Source organism: Pedobacter sp. Leaf176 (assembly GCF_001424305.1).
Classification (GTDB): domain Bacteria; phylum Bacteroidota; class Bacteroidia; order Sphingobacteriales; family Sphingobacteriaceae; genus Pedobacter.
Genome location: NZ_LMPD01000002.1, coordinates 294,852 through 312,795, shown reverse-complemented (window position 1 = coordinate 312,795; position 17,944 = coordinate 294,852). Strand labels below are relative to the sequence as shown.

18 protein-coding genes and 1 riboswitch are annotated in these 17,944 nt (G+C 37.6%); of the genes, 7 read left to right on the top strand and 11 right to left on the bottom strand.

Annotation, left to right across the window (positions count from 1 at the left end):
• Positions 1-26 precede the first annotated feature (26 nt).
• Together ASF92_RS06805 and ASF92_RS06800 are read left to right on the top strand one after the other, a co-directional pair.
• A complete protein-coding gene (locus ASF92_RS06805) occupies positions 27-797 on the top strand; it encodes a queuosine precursor transporter (protein WP_056089858.1) in 771 nt (256 codons plus the stop codon).
• A 14-nt stretch (positions 798-811) separates the two neighbouring features.
• The gene (locus tag ASF92_RS06800; RefSeq protein ID WP_056089855.1) at positions 812-1,267 is read left to right on the top strand and encodes a hypothetical protein; all 456 of its coding nucleotides are present in this window, start codon (positions 812-814) and stop codon (positions 1,265-1,267) included.
• Positions 1,268-1,340: 73 nt separating this feature from the next.
• Here the strand turns inward: ASF92_RS06800 and ASF92_RS06795 are convergent, their stop codons facing one another.
• The 3 genes from ASF92_RS06795 to ASF92_RS06785 form a co-directional block, all read right to left on the bottom strand.
• Complete coding sequence (locus tag ASF92_RS06795) at positions 1,341-2,585, bottom strand: homoserine dehydrogenase (protein ID WP_056089852.1); 1,245 nt, start codon at positions 2,583-2,585, stop codon at positions 1,341-1,343.
• Positions 2,586-2,817: 232 nt separating this feature from the next.
• Positions 2,818-3,876, bottom strand: a complete 1,059-nt coding sequence (metX, locus tag ASF92_RS06790; RefSeq protein ID WP_056089849.1) for a homoserine O-acetyltransferase — start codon at positions 3,874-3,876, stop codon at positions 2,818-2,820.
• A 40-nt stretch (positions 3,877-3,916) separates the two neighbouring features.
• Entirely contained in the window at positions 3,917-5,242 is a 1,326-nt protein-coding gene (locus ASF92_RS06785; protein WP_056089844.1) for an O-acetylhomoserine aminocarboxypropyltransferase/cysteine synthase family protein, read from the bottom strand.
• A 294-nt stretch (positions 5,243-5,536) separates the two neighbouring features.
• Positions 5,537-5,645: riboswitch (SAM riboswitch) on the bottom strand.
• A 203-nt stretch (positions 5,646-5,848) separates the two neighbouring features.
• Between ASF92_RS06785 and ASF92_RS06780 the strand changes: the two genes are divergently transcribed.
• Entirely contained in the window at positions 5,849-6,859 is a 1,011-nt protein-coding gene (locus ASF92_RS06780; protein WP_157263760.1) for a hypothetical protein, read from the top strand.
• Positions 6,860-6,942: 83 nt separating this feature from the next.
• Here the strand turns inward: ASF92_RS06780 and queG are convergent, their stop codons facing one another.
• Positions 6,943-7,875 (bottom strand): tRNA epoxyqueuosine(34) reductase QueG, encoded by a 933-nt coding sequence (queG, locus tag ASF92_RS06775; protein ID WP_056089838.1) that lies wholly within the window; start codon positions 7,873-7,875, stop codon positions 6,943-6,945.
• A 146-nt stretch (positions 7,876-8,021) separates the two neighbouring features.
• Between queG and ASF92_RS06770 the strand changes: the two genes are divergently transcribed.
• The gene (locus tag ASF92_RS06770; protein ID WP_056089835.1) at positions 8,022-8,228 is read left to right on the top strand and encodes a hypothetical protein; all 207 of its coding nucleotides are present in this window, start codon (positions 8,022-8,024) and stop codon (positions 8,226-8,228) included.
• 57 nt (positions 8,229-8,285) lie between these two features.
• Here the strand turns inward: ASF92_RS06770 and ASF92_RS06765 are convergent, their stop codons facing one another.
• From ASF92_RS06765 to pdxH, 4 genes are all read right to left on the bottom strand, one after another.
• Positions 8,286-9,794, bottom strand: a complete 1,509-nt coding sequence (locus ASF92_RS06765; protein ID WP_056089832.1) for a bifunctional GNAT family N-acetyltransferase/carbon-nitrogen hydrolase family protein — start codon at positions 9,792-9,794, stop codon at positions 8,286-8,288.
• 171 nt (positions 9,795-9,965) lie between these two features.
• Complete coding sequence (gene ruvB / locus ASF92_RS06760) at positions 9,966-10,988, bottom strand: Holliday junction branch migration DNA helicase RuvB (protein WP_056089829.1); 1,023 nt, start codon at positions 10,986-10,988, stop codon at positions 9,966-9,968.
• Between the two features lie 31 nt (positions 10,989-11,019).
• Positions 11,020-11,913 carry a 3-hydroxybutyryl-CoA dehydrogenase gene (locus tag ASF92_RS06755; protein WP_056091043.1) on the bottom strand — a complete coding sequence of 298 codons (894 nt, stop codon included), beginning with the start codon at positions 11,911-11,913 and terminating at the stop codon, positions 11,020-11,022.
• Positions 11,914-12,193: 280 nt separating this feature from the next.
• Entirely contained in the window at positions 12,194-12,844 is a 651-nt protein-coding gene (pdxH, locus tag ASF92_RS06750) for a pyridoxamine 5'-phosphate oxidase (protein ID WP_056089825.1), read from the bottom strand.
• A gap of 46 nt (positions 12,845-12,890) precedes the next feature.
• Here pdxH and ASF92_RS06745 point away from each other — a divergent pair, with 46 nt between their 5' ends.
• On the top strand, positions 12,891-13,454 hold the full coding sequence (locus ASF92_RS06745) for a YqgE/AlgH family protein (RefSeq protein ID WP_056091038.1): 564 nt from the start codon (positions 12,891-12,893) through the stop codon (positions 13,452-13,454).
• A 67-nt stretch (positions 13,455-13,521) separates the two neighbouring features.
• Here ASF92_RS06745 and purE read toward each other — a convergent pair whose 3' ends face one another.
• Complete coding sequence (gene purE / locus ASF92_RS06740; protein WP_056089821.1) at positions 13,522-14,004, bottom strand: 5-(carboxyamino)imidazole ribonucleotide mutase; 483 nt, start codon at positions 14,002-14,004, stop codon at positions 13,522-13,524.
• Positions 14,005-14,071: 67 nt separating this feature from the next.
• Complete coding sequence (locus tag ASF92_RS06735) at positions 14,072-15,211, bottom strand: 5-(carboxyamino)imidazole ribonucleotide synthase (protein WP_056089819.1); 1,140 nt, start codon at positions 15,209-15,211, stop codon at positions 14,072-14,074.
• A 53-nt stretch (positions 15,212-15,264) separates the two neighbouring features.
• On the opposite strand from ASF92_RS06735, the gene ASF92_RS06730 reads away from it, so the two are divergent.
• Positions 15,265-16,455 (top strand): aminoacetone oxidase family FAD-binding enzyme, encoded by a 1,191-nt coding sequence (locus ASF92_RS06730; protein WP_056089816.1) that lies wholly within the window; start codon positions 15,265-15,267, stop codon positions 16,453-16,455.
• Between the two features lie 104 nt (positions 16,456-16,559).
• On the opposite strand, the gene ASF92_RS06725 is transcribed toward ASF92_RS06730, so the two are convergent.
• Positions 16,560-17,276 carry an FG-GAP repeat protein gene (locus ASF92_RS06725; protein ID WP_056089813.1) on the bottom strand — a complete coding sequence of 239 codons (717 nt, stop codon included), beginning with the start codon at positions 17,274-17,276 and terminating at the stop codon, positions 16,560-16,562.
• A gap of 147 nt (positions 17,277-17,423) precedes the next feature.
• Between ASF92_RS06725 and ASF92_RS06720 the strand changes: the two genes are divergently transcribed.
• A complete protein-coding gene (locus tag ASF92_RS06720) occupies positions 17,424-17,939 on the top strand; it encodes a glutathione peroxidase (protein ID WP_056089810.1) in 516 nt (171 codons plus the stop codon).
• Positions 17,940-17,944 lie beyond the last annotated feature (5 nt).

The following is a 17,944-nucleotide window of genomic DNA, read 5'->3' as shown; positions in this document are numbered from 1 at the left end:
TTGATTTATTTTTAGATTTATACCTTATGACTTTTAAAACTAAAGAAAGCCGTTTACTTCTCATCCTGGGAAGTTTTTTTGTGGCAAATGCAATACTATCAGAGTTTATCGGTGTCAAGTTGTTCAGTGTTGAAGAAACACTGGGCTTCAAAAAGTTTGACATCAATTTGTTTGGTGTGCCGAATCTTTCGTTTGTAATGTCTGCTGGTGTATTAACCTGGCCAATCATTTTTATTATGACTGATATCATTAACGAGTATTTCGGAGTAAAACAAGTCAGGTTTTTATCTATTCTAACCGCTATTTTAATTGCCTTCGCTTTTTTAGTCGTTTGGGGTTCTATGCATTTAAGCGCTGCAGATTTCTGGATACATCAAAATATAAATGGCGAAGATTTGAACATGAATAATGCTTTCGCAGGTATTTTTGGACAGGGTATGTGGATTATCGTCGGTTCGATAATTGCTTTCATCGTTGGACAACTTGCTGATGTTTTAATTTTTCATCGGATCAAAAAAATAACAGGAGAAAAGTCGCTTTGGTTAAGAGCAACAGGTTCAACTATAATATCGCAACTTATCGATAGTTTTGTGGTTATTTTTATTGCTTTTTATTTGAATCCTCAATACCATTATAGCTGGCAAATGGTGGCTGCTATCGGATTGGTCAATTATACATATAAGTTTTTTGTTGCTATATTAATGACCCCGATTTTATATGTTGTGCATGCAATAATTGATGGTTATTTAGGAAAAGATTTAGCGCGGAAATTAACTGAACTGGCTGGTAGAGGATAAGTAATTCAAAAAATATGAAAATAAAATTTTTCTTTTTTATCGCTTTTACATTATTGTATGCCTGTAAAGAAAAGACACATCAGGTGGCCAACAATCAACCAAATATTCAAGGCACCTGGAAATTAATTTCAGGAACTATTACGGATAGAAAATCAGGTAAAATAACTAATTACCTCGCGAATTTCAATATGATTAAGATTATCAACGACACCCATTTCGCTTTTCTAAAACACAGTAAAAACCCTGAAGACAGTACAGGCTTTGATGCCGGAGGCGGAACTTACCTGTTAAATGGCAGCACTTATACAGAGCACCTTACGTATTATAAAAATAAAAACTGGGAAGGGAAAACCTTCGATTTTAAACTGAGTTTAGCAAAGGATACCTTGATTCAAACAGGTTTGGAAAAAGTTGAAAAGGAAGGTATCGACAGGGTAATTGTTGAGAAATATGTTAAGGAAAGCAATTAACGCAAAGGTCGGAATCGCTCCAGCCTTTGCGCTTAACAACAAAACAAATAAAAAAATTAACCTTAAAAAATTCTTAAAGCGCAGCTAATTCTGCCGCATATACATTTTCAGCAACCTGTTCCTGCCGGTAAATCTGCCTGCCTGTGTAGGCAACAAATACGTCTTTATCTAAAAGTAAATCACGGTTGTTAATTAAGCTTTCTAATTTTACTGTACCGATTACGTATTTGTATTCGCTTGCAGCATAGCGTTCGCTGATGTTATCAAAGGCTAACAGGCTAATTAAATCGTCATCAATATAACGCAGATAAACTTCCAATAGAACATCTTCCGTATGCTTTACACCATTTTCCGAGTGGTATTTTTTATATTCATAACGATAATCATAACGTAATGCGGCAATGTCAGAAAGTACGGCAGCACCGGTCGGGTGACCACCAGCCCCTTTGCCAAAGAAAAACTGTTTATCAGCAAAAGCGGCCTGAACGGTTACTGCATTATATTCATTTTCTACATTATATAAGAAATCATCTTTAGCAACCAGTTTTGGCAAAACATAGGTAACAATATCTTTAGTATTGACCTTACGGGCTGTTGGAACTAGCTTTATCTTTAAGTTTTTCTCTCTGGCATATTTAATGTCATGGTGAGAAAGATTTTGAATTCCAATATTTAATATAGCATCTGGATTTACAAACAGGCCGTATGCATGTGCGGTAGCAATCGCCAACTTATATTTTGGATCATATCCACCTACGTCTAAAATTGGGTCGGTTTCTGCAAATCCCAGATCCTGAGCTTCCTTTAGTGCAGAATCGTAGCTTTGATTTTCGTTAAATATCTTAGATAAGATGTAATTCGATGAACCATTGAAAATGCCGCTCAACGCGTGAAAAAGCTCGTTGTCATAGTATTCTTCCAAGTTTCTGATGATGGGAATACTACCGCAAACAGCGCCTTCATATAGTAAAGATGTACCGTATTTCTGTTGTAAGTTCACCAACTCATTCAAGTGCGTAGCAATCATTTTTTTATTTGCCGAAACCACGTTTTTGCCGTTTTTCAATGCATTGGTTACGATATCATAAGCGGCATCGGCATCATTTATCAATTCTACAACCGTATTAATCTCTGAATTATTCAGAATCTCATTTTTATCGGTGGTGAACAAGTCTTTGTTCAATGTACGTTTCTTTCTTGGGTCCTTAATGGCAATTTTAACGATTTCAAGGTTAAGGCTCTGGCTTTGAATGATGTCCAATAAGCCTTGTCCTACGACTCCAAAACCAAATAATCCAATTTTTAAATTCTTACTCATGTGCTTTTAATAATATCAAGTAGCTGGTATCAAGTATCAAGATTAGATGCCTGTGAGTTCGCCACTATATTGTTTTATATTTTATCTTAATCTGCCACAAAAACACAGATTCATAATGAACAGGATTTTAGTTTCCGCGATTCAGCGTTCCGTGGCTGATTAACTGTTATTTAATTCTCTGTTCTTTAGCTTTCTACTTTAATCTTTCTGCCTTGGGCTTTTCGCTTTAAGCTTAGGCCGTATGTTGTAACTTAATTATCTTCTTGTTTTTGCTTTCCTTAATGAAATTTCCGATGATGTTCGTTAAGGCATTCGTCTCGATTAGAAATCCATCGTGGCCATACTCAGAGTATATCGTTGCAAATTCGGCATCCTTAATATTATCAGCTAAATATTTCTGCTCCGAAATCGGGAATAAGAAATCGTTTTCAATTCCGATAACTAAAGTATTTGCCTTAATTAACTTTAAAGCTTCTGATATCGATTTACGATTTCGACCAACGTTATGACTATCCATCGCTTTGGTCAAATAGTAATAGCTGTAAGCATTAAACCGGTTTATCAACTTTTCTCCCTGGTAATTTTGGTAAGAAGATGCCCTGAAATTATCAGTTTTGTCGTTCACGCTTTCTAATTGGGTATTACCATAGGCATGGTAAGTTCTATAGCTTAAAAGGGCGATGCTGCGAGCGGTTTTCAAGCCTTTGCTACCACCGTCAGGCTGATTTGCATAGAAAGTTCTATCGGTTGTAATCGCTAAACGCTGGCTTTCGTTAAATGCAATTCCCCACGGAGAATGAACGGCATTTGTAGCAACTAAAATTAAATTTTCTATTCTAGCTGGCTCTATTATTCCCCATTCGACAGCTTGCTGACCGCCTAGAGATCCACCGATTAACAATCTTATGTTTTCAATTCCCAGATGATTAGCCAGTAACTGGTGTGCTGAAACGAAATCGCGAATGGTAAACTGCGGAAATGATAGATAATAAGGTAAGCCAGTTACTGGATTTGTGCTTATAGGATTTGTTGTTCCATAATTCGAGCCCAAAACATTTGCACAAATGATATAATGTTCCTGGGGATTGAACAATGCATTTTGCCCGAACAAACCTTCCCACCATTCGAAAACATCGGCATTTGCGGTTAAGGCATGGCAAACCCAAACTACATTATCTTTATTAGCATTTAGCTTTCCAAAAGTTTGGTAAGCGATTTGCAGGTTGCGGATACTCTTTCCGCTTTCTAATTTAAATTGTTTGGGATAACTGTATGTGGATGCTGTGCTCATTATAAAAGTGATATCTTAACTAAAATCTGTTGGTTTAAGCTTATAATCTTTCGGTCGTTGTTTGAGCGCCGATAACAGCAAAAGCCTGCTCAAAATCTGCTTTGATATCGTCTATGTGTTCAATACCAACTGAAACCCTTAAAGCATTAGGTTTAACGCCTGCAGCCAATTGCTCTGTTTCACTTAATTGTTGGTGTGTTGTTGCCGATGGCTGAATAATTAAAGTTTTGGCATCGCCAACATTTGCGAGGTGAGAAACTAGTTTTAAACTATCAATAACTTGCGTAGCATTTTCTTTAGTGCCGTTTAACTCAAATGATAAAACGCCACCAAAACCGTTGTTTAAATATTTTTTTGCCAGATTGTTGTATTTGCTGCTTGCCAAACCTGGATAATGCACTTCTTTAACCAGCGGATGATTTTCCAACCATGTCGCCAATTCCAAAGCGTTGTCTACATGACGTTGTACACGAAGCGATAGCGTTTCGAGCCCCTGTAATAAAAGAAATGAATTGAATGGAGAAAGGGCAGGACCTAAATCCCTTAACCCTTCAACACGGGCCCGGATGATGAATTGGATGTTGCCAAATGGCCCACCGATTCCAAAAACATCATTAAAAACCAATCCGTGATAACCTTCGGATGGTTTAGTAAACTGTGGGAATTTCCCATTTCCCCAGTTATAATTTCCTCCATCAACAATTACGCCGCCGATGCTGGTTCCATGTCCGCCAATCCATTTTGTAGCGGATTCCACAACGATATTTGCACCATGCTCGAGCGGCTTAAACAAATATCCGCCAGCGCCGAATGTGTTATCTACTATAAAAGGAAGGTCGTATTTCTTTGCAATTGCAGCAATTTTTTCAAAATCCGGAATACTAAATGCAGGATTTCCGATAGTTTCCAGATAGATGGCTTTTGTTTTTTCAGTAATTTGTTTCTCAAACTCTTCAGGCACATCGGGATTCGCAAAATCAACGTGAATACCTAAACGTTTAAAAGCAACTTTAAACTGGTTGTATGTTCCACCATAAATATGTGATGATGACACTATATTATCACCTGCCTCCAGTATATTATGCAACGCAATAAACTGTGCTGCCTGACCCGAAGCGGTAGCCAGAGCCGCAACACCGCCTTCTAATGCGGCGATTCTTTTTTCGAAAACGTCCGTTGTTGGGTTCATCAAACGGGTATAGATGTTTCCAAACTCCTTTAGTGCAAATAAATTGGCACCATGTTCCGCATTCTTAAATCCGTAAGACGTAGTTTGATAGATTGGAACCGCTCTTGAACCTGTTGTTGGATCTATTTCCTGACCAGCGTGTAATTGTAGTGTTTCAAATTTATATGAGATTGACATAATTCTAAATGATTGATTGAGTGAATTTTTGAATGCTTTAGTCATCAGATTCTGGTTGTAAAATTATAATCCTGAATCAAGATAATTTTTAGGGCGTATCCCGCTTTACCGGGACCTTCCAATTTGAAAAAAGAAACAAAAGAGGAAGATTTTTAAATTACTGTATGCAACAGCACATACAAGTAATCACCTGCATTCCAAAACAAATCGATATAACAAAAGAGTTTTTTACCGGTTTGAGGCTCAGATTAAGGTCGCGTTGCGATTGAAGATTTAGTTTTTTCATCAGTTTCTAATTTATATCTCCAAATAACACCTGTTATTCGGTCTGGAATTGGCACCTTCTCTTCTGAGGGTTGCCAGTGGGTCACAGAGCCAGTCTCTCGCCACTTCTTTATAAATCAATCTGATTAAGATTGACTTTTATTTAGTTATCTACCAAATAATATTTCAAATGTCAGAATTATAATCGAAATAACAAAACTTAATTCTGATAATTTGTTAAGTTATTGTGAATGAAAACTTTAGTTTTTATGATGTAAAACATAATGCAAACTAATATAAACTTAACCTTAAAACTTTTATGTTTGTGGAGCCTATCTAATCATGATGAAAAATTTAAAATCTATTCCCCTGTTCTTGCTTTTCGCAGCTTCAGGATTAACCGCTCAAGCCCAATTCGGCGGATTAAAAGATAAATTATTAAAAGTTGGAACGGCTCAGGGAGCCAAGGCCCTCGGAGTTGATAAATTCCTAAAGCAACCGGCAGCAATCACAACCTCCTTTGAAGACGTAAATCGTGAAGGAGAGAAAATGCCTGATTTTAATGCAGGTGCAAAGTTTCAACCGCTATATCTATTGCCAAAAAATCCTGACGGAGGTTACGTGTTGTGTGAAGGATTTTACGAAATGACGAATAAAAGTTATTGTTTAAAAGCGGGTACTTTTGCGCCATCGAAAGGCGACGGATATATGTTTGCGCCTGTTTTAGGTCCGAAAGAAGAAGTTGTTGTTACCGTTTTAAAAAGTGCAGAAAAACATCCGGAAGTTGATCAGCATGATATACAAGCTTTGTTATGGGCGATTATAGCAAGAACCAAGTTTTCTGATTTTAACGGAACGATAAAACTAACAGCCTTGAAACTTTTAACGACAACACAATTAACCCAATTAGAGGGTGGGGCATTGGGCATTTTACCTTTTGATGTAATGGAGAAAGCTAAAGATCAGCTTCCTTCAGGAATTAAAGCCGTCTTTGAGGCAGAAAATAATATTCGCCAGTTGGTTTCTTCAGGTAATTACACTTACGCTGATATGGAAAAATATGCCATCATTGCGGGAATGGCGCCACCCAGAGCGGATGTGCCGAGCGGTATATGGACAAAACATCCTGATGGTTATTACGTTCGTTATTTCCCTTCTGGTTATTCGATAACGAAAGTACAGGTATATGTTCCGAAAGAATTGTTAGCCAATGGAAATAAGTTGATTTATGATGCGGCAGGTGATATTGCATGCCCCGGAAATACAGGTTCGCAGCGCCTGGCACAAACCAACGAACCGCTAAATGCAAATTATGCTATTAAGTTGGTCACTAATTGTAATCCAAAAAACTAAAAGGCTTAAATATTTTTCGATGTTTTATTGTTAACAAGATAGCGATATTTCAGTGGTATCTTTATTCGTATTCAAAAATTAGTTTACGATTTCAAAAAATCAATGTTTCGCTTTAATCCGGTAAATTTCGTTCTTTTAACGGCAGACCCTTTAAAAACTTTTTTGAAAACTTCGTCAGTAATTTCTGTTAATTCCTGTGCATTTAATTCAAGTAAGCCATTTTCTGGTTTAAAAGCGGGTTCAGTATGGGCTTTTGAAAAGCGGTTCCAGGGACAAACATCCTGACAAATATCGCAGCCAAACATCCAGTTGTCCATTTTACCATTGAACTCGTTTGGAATTTCATTTTTTAGTTCAATGGTTAGGTAAGATATGCATTTTGTGCCATCAACCACCTGTGGTGCAATAATAGCATCTGTAGGACAGGCATCTAAACATCTTGTACAGGTACCACAATAGTCGCTTTGAAAAGGATGGTCATAATCCAGCTCTAAATCGACTATCAGTTCTGCAAGAAAAAAGAACGAACCATTTTGCTTACTGATGAGGTTTGCATTTTTTCCAAACCATCCAATTCCTGAACGTTGTGCCCATGCCCGATCTAAAACAGGAGCTGAATCAACAAAGGCTCTGCCAGATACCTCGCCGATATGTTCTTCAATAAATAACATTAAGGTTTTTAGCTTATCTTTTATAACCGTATGGTAATCCTGACCATAAGCATATTTTGATATTTTGGGTGCATCAGCATCCGCCTGCTTATCTTCTGTATAATAATTAAGCGACAGAGAAATAACCGATTTTGCTCCATCAACTAATAGGCGTGGGTCTAAACGTTTATCAAAATAATTTTCCATGTACTTCATTTCGCCATGGAGATTGCTTTTCAGCCAGTTTTCTAATCTTGGGGCTTCCCCCTCTAAAAATTCTGCTTTAGAAATGCCACAGGCCATAAAGCCAAGCCGAATAGCTTCATCTTTAATTAGCCTACTATATCTCGCAGAGTTATTATACATTATTTGCAAAGATAAGGCTTACAATCAAAAACCTTTTGACTAATTGCTTGTTGTTGTTCTGAAAGCTAAAATAATTAATATGGCCGCAGAACTTCATTCGTCTACATCGGAAGACTTTCGGGTTCATCTAACGCAATAATTTAATAATGGAAAACATAGATCCAAAACATACGGAAAGTGGAGAAGCTCCAAAACCGATAGAAAAAGATTACGAAAACCATAAAGAAGATCCAGGACCGGCAAAGCCAGCAGTTACAGAAAAAGATGAAAACGGGGCGGGGTCGGTACTTAAATGGATTTTGCCGATTGCCGTAATTATTGGTTTAATCGTTTGGTTTGCGATGAGAAAATAATAGCTTTAGTAAAATTAAAATGCCGGTTAGTGATGTGACCGGCATTTTTTTTAGATTTTATTTCAATAATTTGGTTTGATATAAATCCCGTCTTCTGTCTTTTAATACTTTCACTGTTCCATAATGGTGCAGTTCATCAAGAAGGTGCAAATCCACATCAACTACCAATACCATTTCAGTATTTGGTGTGGCTTCAGCTTTCACAGCGTTTGTTGGAAAAGCAAAGTCGGATGGTGTAAATACCGCGGACTGGGCAAATTGGATATCCATATTATTTACTTTCGGTAAATTACCAACACAACCCGCAATAGCCACATAGCATTCATTTTCAATAGCTCTGGCTTGTGCACAATGCCTAACCCTTGTATATCCATTTTGCGTATCTGTTAAAAACGGAACAAATAGAATCTGCATACCCTGGTCGGCATAGAGCCTGCTTAATTCAGGGAATTCTACATCATAACAAATCAGAATGCCAACTTTTCCGCAATCTGTATCGAAAACCTTGACCTTATCGCCGCCAATCATTCCGTAATATTTTTGCTCATTTGGTGTGATGTGTATTTTACGGTATTCGTCTATTTTGCCCGTTCTATGGCACAAATAAGTAGCGTTATAAAGTTTACCGTTTTCGAGCAAGGGCATACTGCCTGTTATAATATTTACATTATAGCTTAAGGCGTATTCATGCATTTTATCAACAATTTCCTGCGTTTTTTCGGCCAGTTTTCGCATGGCCTCAATTTCCGGGAGATGGTTATAAGGTTGTAACAATGGCGTATTGAACAATTCAGGGAACATGATAAAATCTGATTTGTAACCACTTAATGCGTCAACGAAAAATTCAACCTGTTCGTAGAAAGCAGACATGTCTGGAAATAGCCGCATTTCCCATTGAACTAAACCTAAACGAATGGTCATTGCGGAGCGGGCAGATGCATCCAAACCTTGGTAATAAATGTTATTCCATTCAATCAATGTGGCATATTCTTTCGATTCGTGATCTCCCGGTAGATAGTTCTTTAATACTTTCCTAACGTGAAAATCATTCGAAATCTGGAAGGTTAGCGTCGGATCATAAATTTCTTTTGCTTTTACTTTATCTATATATTGCCTCGGACTTAAAGTACCTGCATAGGCATGATAGCCCGGAATTCTGCCTCCGGCAATGATGCTTTTCAGGTTTAAGCTTTCGCAAAGCTCTTTCCGCGCTTCGTATAACCTTCTTCCCAAGCGCAGTCCGCGAAATTCCGGATGTACAAAAATTTCGATTCCATATAATGTATCGCCATTTGGATCATGCGTAGTAAAAGAGTAATCGCCGGTTATTAATTTATAGGTATGTCTATCGCCGTATTCGTCGTATTCTACAATAATAGCTAAGGAACAGGCTACAACTTTATCGTCCACAGCAATACAAAGCTGGCCCTCAGGAAATATTTTTAAGAGTTTCTCAATACTTGATTTTGGCCAGATGGAACCGCCCATGCTATCATAGGCTTTAATCATTGATTCCCTTAAATCGGCATAATCTTCAAGCGTTAGCTTGCGTAATTCAATATTCATAATTTGTTGGTTTTACATTTAATCAACGGAATAGGGGTTTAAATGTTTTGGAATAATATTGAAGCCACGGATTTACAAATTTTATTTAATCTGTAAATCTGTGGCAATAACTTAATATGGAATTGTGATTAGCTATACGTGTAGTGCTTACATTTAAATCCGGGGAAATACCTAAAACAGCTTTCCAGTCTGGCCCGGATAATTCTTTTTAAGATGTTTGTACGCTGCCTCAGTTACTTCACGGCCACGCGAAGTGCGCATGATATAACCTTCCTGAATCAAAAATGGTTCATAAACTTCTTCTATAGTACCTTCATCCTCACCAACTGCAGTTGCTATTGTTTTCAAACCTACCGGACCGCCTTTAAATTTATCAATAATGGTTACCAGTATTTTATTGTCCATTTCATCCAATCCATGTTCGTCCACGTTAAGTGCATTTAAAGCATAGCGGGCAATTTCCGTATCGATAGTACCATTCCCTTTAATCTGGGCGAAATCACGGGTCCTTCTTAAAAGTGCATTGGCAATACGAGGCGTTCCGCGACTTCTCCTGGCTATTTCATAGGCCCCTTCATCGCTTATAGGTGTTTTAAGAATATCAGAAGAACGTAGTACAATCGTAGTTAAAAGTTTTGCATCATAATATGCCAAGCGGGCATTAATACCAAAACGGGCGCGCAGTGGCGCAGTTAATAAACCGGAACGGGTGGTTGCACCCACTAAGGTAAAAGGATTTAAAGAGATTTGTACAGAGCGTGCATTTGGTCCGGTTTCCAGCATAATGTCGATTTTAAAATCTTCCATTGCCGAATACAGGTATTCTTCTACCAGGGGTGACAAACGATGGATTTCATCAATAAATAAAATATCGCCGGTGTCTAAACCTGTAAGCAAACCAGCCAAATCACCAGGCTTATCTAAAACAGGGCCCGATGTCACTTTAATACCGGCAGCCATTTCATTTGCTATGATATAGGATAATGTGGTCTTTCCTAAACCAGGAGGGCCGTGGAGCAAAACATGATCTAAAGCCTCACCACGAAGCTTTGCCGCCTGAACAAAAATCCGGAGATTTTCCATAACTTTCTCCTGCCCGGTGAAATCTTCAAAAGCCTGTGGACGCAAAACCCTTTCAATATCCCGCTCCGTAGGGGTTAAACTGCTTGCTTCCGGATCAAGATTTTCATTCATAAAGCAAATATAAAATTAAATGCTAAAAAAATTAGGATTTTTTGAATTTGTTGGAAACAATCAAATCTTTCGAGCCTGGCATATATTGGTAAAAGCCTTCACCTGTTTTAATGCCTTTTTTACCCGCTGCAACCATATTTACAAGTAAAGGACATGGTGCATATTTTGGGTTTCCGAAGCCATCGTACAAAACTTTAAGAATGGCCAGGCAAACATCCAGGCCAATGAAATCAGCTAACTGCAACGGACCCATTGGATGTGCCATGCCGAGTTTCATTACGGTGTCGATTTCATAAACACCGGCAACACCTTCATATAAAGTATAAATTGCTTCATTTATCATTGGCATCAAAATTCTGTTCGCCACAAAACCAGGATAATCATGTACTTCAACGGGAATTTTATGAAGGTTTTCTGAAAGCAACATTATTTTTTCAGTTGTTTCCTTGCTCGTTTGATAGCCCCTGATCACTTCAATTAGTTTCATCACAGGAACAGGGTTCATGAAATGCATTCCAATTATTTTATCACCACGGTTTGTTACTGCTGCAATTTGTGTGATTGATATTGATGAAGTGTTTGACGCTAAAATTGCTTCAGCAGGAGCAAAGGCATCTAAATCTCTGAAAATTTTAAGCTTCAGTTCTGTATTTTCGGTGGCAGCTTCAATAACTAAATCAGCGGTGTTTACACCAGTTTCAATAGAGGTGAAGGTTTTAATGTTATTTAAGGTTTCCGATTTTTTTTCTTCAGTTACCGCTCCTTTGATTACTTGTCTGTCAAGATTTTGACTTATTGTTCGTATCGCCCTGTCTAAAGCATTTTTATTGATATCTACTAAATTTACCTCAAATCCAAATTGAGCAAATATATGTGCGATACCGTTTCCCATTGTTCCGGAACCAATGATTGATATTTTTTTCATTATTTTCATTTATCTGTTCAATCCAGCTGTGGTAATATAGCCTTATTTTGATTTTTTTTAATCTTTTTTTAACCTGATTAGAATACCATTATAAATTTAAATACTATTTTTATATAATTGTATGTATTAAAAATATTACTGTTGATTCGTATTTTAATGTAAAATTTATTTATCACTCAGTATAAATAATTCGTGAATTAAGTTAATAATAATTAGTTAAATAGGGACTTAGCCGGATGGCCGGTCTCTATTTTTTTCTATATTATTTTAAATTATATTTCTATGGGGCTAATCTTGACTTAATCCAGCTGCCTTTGATTAACTCAAAATTTATCCTGTCGTGTAACCTGCTTCTTCTCCCTTGCCAGAATTCTATCCTTGTTGGTTTAACAATATAGCCACCCCAGTGTGCGGGCTTAGCGATTGTTTTGCCTTCACTTTTTGATTTTAGTTCGTCAAATTTTTCTTCTAAAAAAGTTCGGTTTGGTATAACCTGACTTTGAGGTGAAGCTACAGCACCAATCTGGCTAGCCACCGGACGTGTACCAAAATAGGCTTCAGAAGTTTCTTTGTCCAATTTTTCAACAGTTCCTTCAATTCTTACCTGGCGTTCTAAATCAGGCCAGAAAAAAACCAGGGCAGCAAAAGGGTTTCTTTTCAACTCTTTACCTTTAGCGCTTAAATAATTGGTAAAAAATCTGAAACCATCTTCATCAACGCCTTTAAGTAACACAATTCTTGCATCGGGTCTTCCTGATTTGTCTGCTGTTGCCAAAGTCATTACATTGGGCTCATAAATCTGGGCCTCAACGGCTTGGTTAAACCATTTTTGAAATTGGGCGATCGGATTGTTATCTACGTCAGCTTCGTCTAACGTGGCGCTTTTGTAATCTTGGCGCAGGTTTTGTAGAATTTCATTTGTAACTTGCATAAAACAAAAATAGGCATCTTTTATGGTGCTGCAAATGATTATCGTCATGCTTAACAACATTAAACCCAAAACTGGCCGTTTACTTATTTCAGAACCGTTTATGGCCGACCCTAATTTTAAAAGGTCTGTTGTTTTATTAACTGAACACGGAGATGAGGGCACTGTGGGTTATATTTTAAATCAGGTTGGTAATTTGCTTTTAAAAGATGTAATTCAGGATTTATGGGCTGCCGGTAACCAGATTTATTTTGGAGGTCCTGTAGCTGCAGATACTTTACACTTTATTCACAGAGCTTACGATAAATTACAAAGTGGAGAAGAAATCGGAAACGGGATTTATTGGGGTGGAAATTTCGAAACGCTGAAAATCCTCATTAATACAAATGCTATTGATGAAAACGAAATCAAATTTTTTATGGGCTATTCTGGTTGGGATAATGGACAACTGGAACGGGAATTAGACCAGAACGCGTGGATGGTCAGTGATATTTCTCATCCTGATATTATCTTTGGAAATGATGATGAAAAATTGTGGAGAGATGTAATTGTAAACTTGGGTCCGAAATATGCCCATGTAAGTAAATTTCCGGTAGACCCAAGTTTGAATTAAATGATACTGGCCTGAAGGCCGATGATTATACTTTTAGTGGTTCGCAAATATATATGGAACACTCAGACTACAAGCTATCTGCACTTTCTTCAACTTTTCTCCTCAATTCATTTTTATATTCCTGCATTTTAACAGTTAAAGATTCGTCGGCTGTTGCTAAAATTTGTGCGGCTAGTAAACCGGCATTTTTCGCGGCATTTAAGGCTACAGTGGCGACCGGAATACCATTTGGCATCTGTAGAATGGATAGAATGCTGTCCCAACCATCAATAGAATTGGAAGACTTAACAGGAACACCAATAACGGGCAATGTTGTAATGGAGGCCACCATGCCTGGCAAATGTGCTGCGCCGCCAGCACCAGCTATTACAACTTTCAATCCCCTGCTTTGTGCTTCTTTCGCATAGTTAAACATTCGTTCAGGTGTCCTGTGTGCAGATACTACCGTAATTTCATAACTGATTCCGAATTCTTTCAATACATCAGCAGCATCCTGCATAACAGGCAGGTCAGATTTGCTACCCATGATAATTCCAACTTTAGCACTCATTTTATATGTCTTAACTTAAAATTCTAAGCCTTTGCTCTTTGTCCTTTATTCTTTACTCTTTGATCTTCTACGCGATCACTTTTAATGTGTTTTGTACGTACCTCGCTTTTTCGATGGCTTTTTCACGGTCGATATCAACTACAGTTACATGTCCCATTTTTCGGAACGGTTTAGTGTATTTTTTTCCATAAAGATGAACGAAAACACCATCAATCGCTAAAATTTTTTCCAAGTTCTCATATTTAGCCACACCATCCGATCCTTTTTCGCCAAGCAGGTTTATCATAACGGCGTTTGTAATGCTCGACGTATCGCCCAGAGGTAGGTTATAAATTGAACGTAGATGCTGTTCGAACTGAGAAACATAGTTGCCCTCGATTGTTTGGTGACCGCTGTTGTGCGGACGAGGTGCAACCTCGTTTACGAGCAACTCCCCATCACTGCAAACAAACATCTCAACTGCTAAAATACCAGTGATATTCATTGATGAAGCAATATTTTTGGCGATGTTCTCGGCTTTCTGTTGTAAACTTTCGGCATAAGTGGAAGGCGAAATCAAGAATTCAACAAGATTGGCCTCAGGATTAAATTCCATTTCAACCATCGGGAAAGTTTTCATATCACCGTTGGAATTGCGGGCGACAATTATAGCCACTTCTTTTTCAAAATCAACTAATTTTTCGATGATACAGGGGGCATCAAAAGCTTTGTCTAAATCGCCTGCATTATTAATTTTCATAACGCCTTTGCCATCGTAGCCATCCTTCCGAAGTTTCAGGATATATGGAAAAGGAATATGACTATTTTCCATATCTTCCTTTGTGTTTACAATTTGGAAAGGAGAAGTAGGGATATCATTTTCTTTAAAAAATTGCTTTTGAACACCTTTATCTTGTATCAAGCGGATTACCCTCGACTGAGGAAAAACCTGTTTTCCCTCTTTCTCTAATTGCTCCAAAGCCTCGATATTCACTTTTTCAATTTCTATCGTGATAATGTCTGCTTTCTTTCCGAAGTTATAAACGGTATCGAAATCAGTTATTGAGCCGTTTTCGAAATAGTTTGCGATGTGTTTACAAGGTGCATCAGGATCTGGGTCTAAAACTAATGAAGTTACATTGTAATTTATGGCTTGCTGGATGAGCATCCTACCCAATTGTCCGCCACCTAAAATACCTAATTTTAATTCGCTAATCTGTTTTGCCATGCGCTTGAAAATAATGCTACTTTTGCACAAAAGTAACCATAATAAATTTATCGATGAATGCTGATGCAATAATTATTGGTGCAGGTGCATGCGGATTAATGTGTGCCGTGCAGGCCGGCTACCTCGGAAAGAAAGTAATTGTGCTTGAAAAGAATGATAAGCCCGGCGCCAAGATTTTGATTTCGGGTGGTGGCCGCTGTAACTATACTAATCAATTCGCATCCGCTGAACAATTTATATCCACTAATCCGCATTTCATCAAATCTTCATTTACACAATGGTCGGTTGATGATACGATCAGTTTTTTTGAAACTTATGGTATTCGCGGCAAGGAAAAAACCTTAGGGCAATTATTCCCTGAAGATAAAAATGCCAGAGATGTGGTTCAGGTTTTTACTTCGATTTGTGCAGATTTTGGGCAGGAAATCCGTTGCAATGCTGATGTCAAAGAGATTAAAACACTAACAGAAGGATTTATGGTTACCTATGAAAAAAACGGTAAAGAGGTCGTTTTAACTTCTGGAAAACTCGTTATCGCGACTGGTGGCTTACCAATTCCAAAGATGGGAGCAACAGATTTTGCATTACGATTTGCACGTAAGCACGATTTAAAAATTGTGGAAACGGCCCCGGCTCTGGTGCCTTTAACCATCACTGGAAAAGACGAAGAGTGGTTCGCCCAATTATCTGGAAATTCTGTGTTTTGTGAAGTGAGTAATGGTGAACAGTCCTTCGAAGAAAATATTTTGTTTACACACTGGGGTTTAAGCGGACCAGCAATTTTGCAAATATCTTCGTTCTGGAGAAGGGGTGAAGTGATTAAACTGAACTTATTGCCACATCAGAATATAGTGTCGCTTTTGAATGAGGAACGAAAATCTAATGGGAAAACGCTATTATCAACCTTATTGAACCGTTTTTATACAAAGAAATTTACAGATGCTTTAGACAAGTTTTTACCTTTGACTAAAAACGTTGCTTCCCTAACGAGTACTGAAATCCAATTGATTGAACAAACAATACATGAGTTCAGGGTTAAACCGGCTGGTGATAAAGGTTATGATAAGGCTGAAGTAATGCGTGGTGGCATCGATACAAGTGAAATTTCATCTAAAACGCTGGAATGTAAAAAAATACCGAATTTGTTTTTTGGAGGAGAATGCTTAGATGTTACAGGCTGGTTGGGTGGCTATAATTTTCAATGGGCTTGGGCAAGTGGTTTTGTAATCGCACAGCATATCTAATGAATAGTTCAAATTTATGCGTCATTGCAAGGCGTGAGGCAATCTTAATAAGATAATCCTGCGATGTAATCTAATTTTAGGACGACTTCAATGACGACTGATGGTCACAAATAAACATCAGGCATAATTTCCCAGGCCCAGGGTTTTTTAAAAGTTTTAAATGTCCTCAATTGAGAAAAATATAACACTTCACTTATTGTTCGGTTAGAAATCGCCCTCTGGTGGAGGTTACCTGTGGTAGTGAATAATTCGCGGGTTTTAAAATCGTAAACCCTTTCCGTCATGTCGCCGGTGTTTTGATTGAAATACAGGTTTATAGCACTTGTTAAAAACCAGTCTTTCTTTTCATATTTGAAGGTATATCCCAGTTCCCAGCGCCATTCGGATCCCCCTTGAAATCGCAGGTATAATTGCTGATCTTTGATGGATATTGGGTTAAGGGGTTCTCCGATTTTGCCGCCTTCCCCGGATCTTAATATGAAATCATTATTCTGAATAGATAAATGGTAATTACCCGAAGCAAAATCCATGAAAAATATGGCCAGAATACGGGGCTTTTGAGTTTCTTTAATGATAGCCGAATTATTATCACCATAAGTCCTTATTTCATCCGTAACTTCATTAGATTCAAATATGACAGCCAAATCATCAGTGCCATCGTTGTTCAAGTCTCCGGTAGCTTTCTGTAGCATTGTCCAACCGATGGGGGTAAGCTGTTTAACTGAATTGCCCAGTGCTTTTATCCTTGGAAATAAAAATGTTTTTTGGGCAAATGTGTTTTGGGCAAATAGGACTAATAAAAAGCCGTAGAAAAATTTCATTCAGGATTTACAAGGTTGATCTGTTTTTAAAACGTTCTTATCTGGGATTTAGTTTGCTGAACTATTTTCAGATTTATAATTTAATGACAACCAAAATACAGCATCGAAAACTATTTGTGTATATATTCGTATATTAAAACAAAAACGATGATAAACACAATCCTAATTTTATTAAATTTTTTGGTGCCAACACCGCCTAAAAATGTTTACGATTTCAGCTTTAAAACCATAGATGGCAAAGAAATTAAATTATCTAAGTTTAAAGGCAAGAAAATTCTTATTGTTAATACCGCCTCAAAATGTGGCTTCACACCTCAGTATGAAGATTTAGAAAAACTTCAAAAACAGTATGGTAAAAAAGTCGTATTAATTGGTTTTCCGGCAGGCAATTTTGGCGGACAGGAATTTTCCACAAACGCTGAAATTAAAGAATTCTGTACCGGTAAATATAATGTTTCCTTTTTGTTAGCTGAAAAAAGTAGTGTTAAAGGTGAGGACATAAACCCGTTATTTAAATATCTTACTAGTCAAACCAATACTGAAGAACAAGGTGATATTAAATGGAATTTTGAAAAATTTCTGATTAACGAAAAAGGCGAACTTGTTCACCGTTTCCGCTCAAAAACCAAGCCTACTGATGAGGCAATCACAAAGAATCTTTAAGCAAT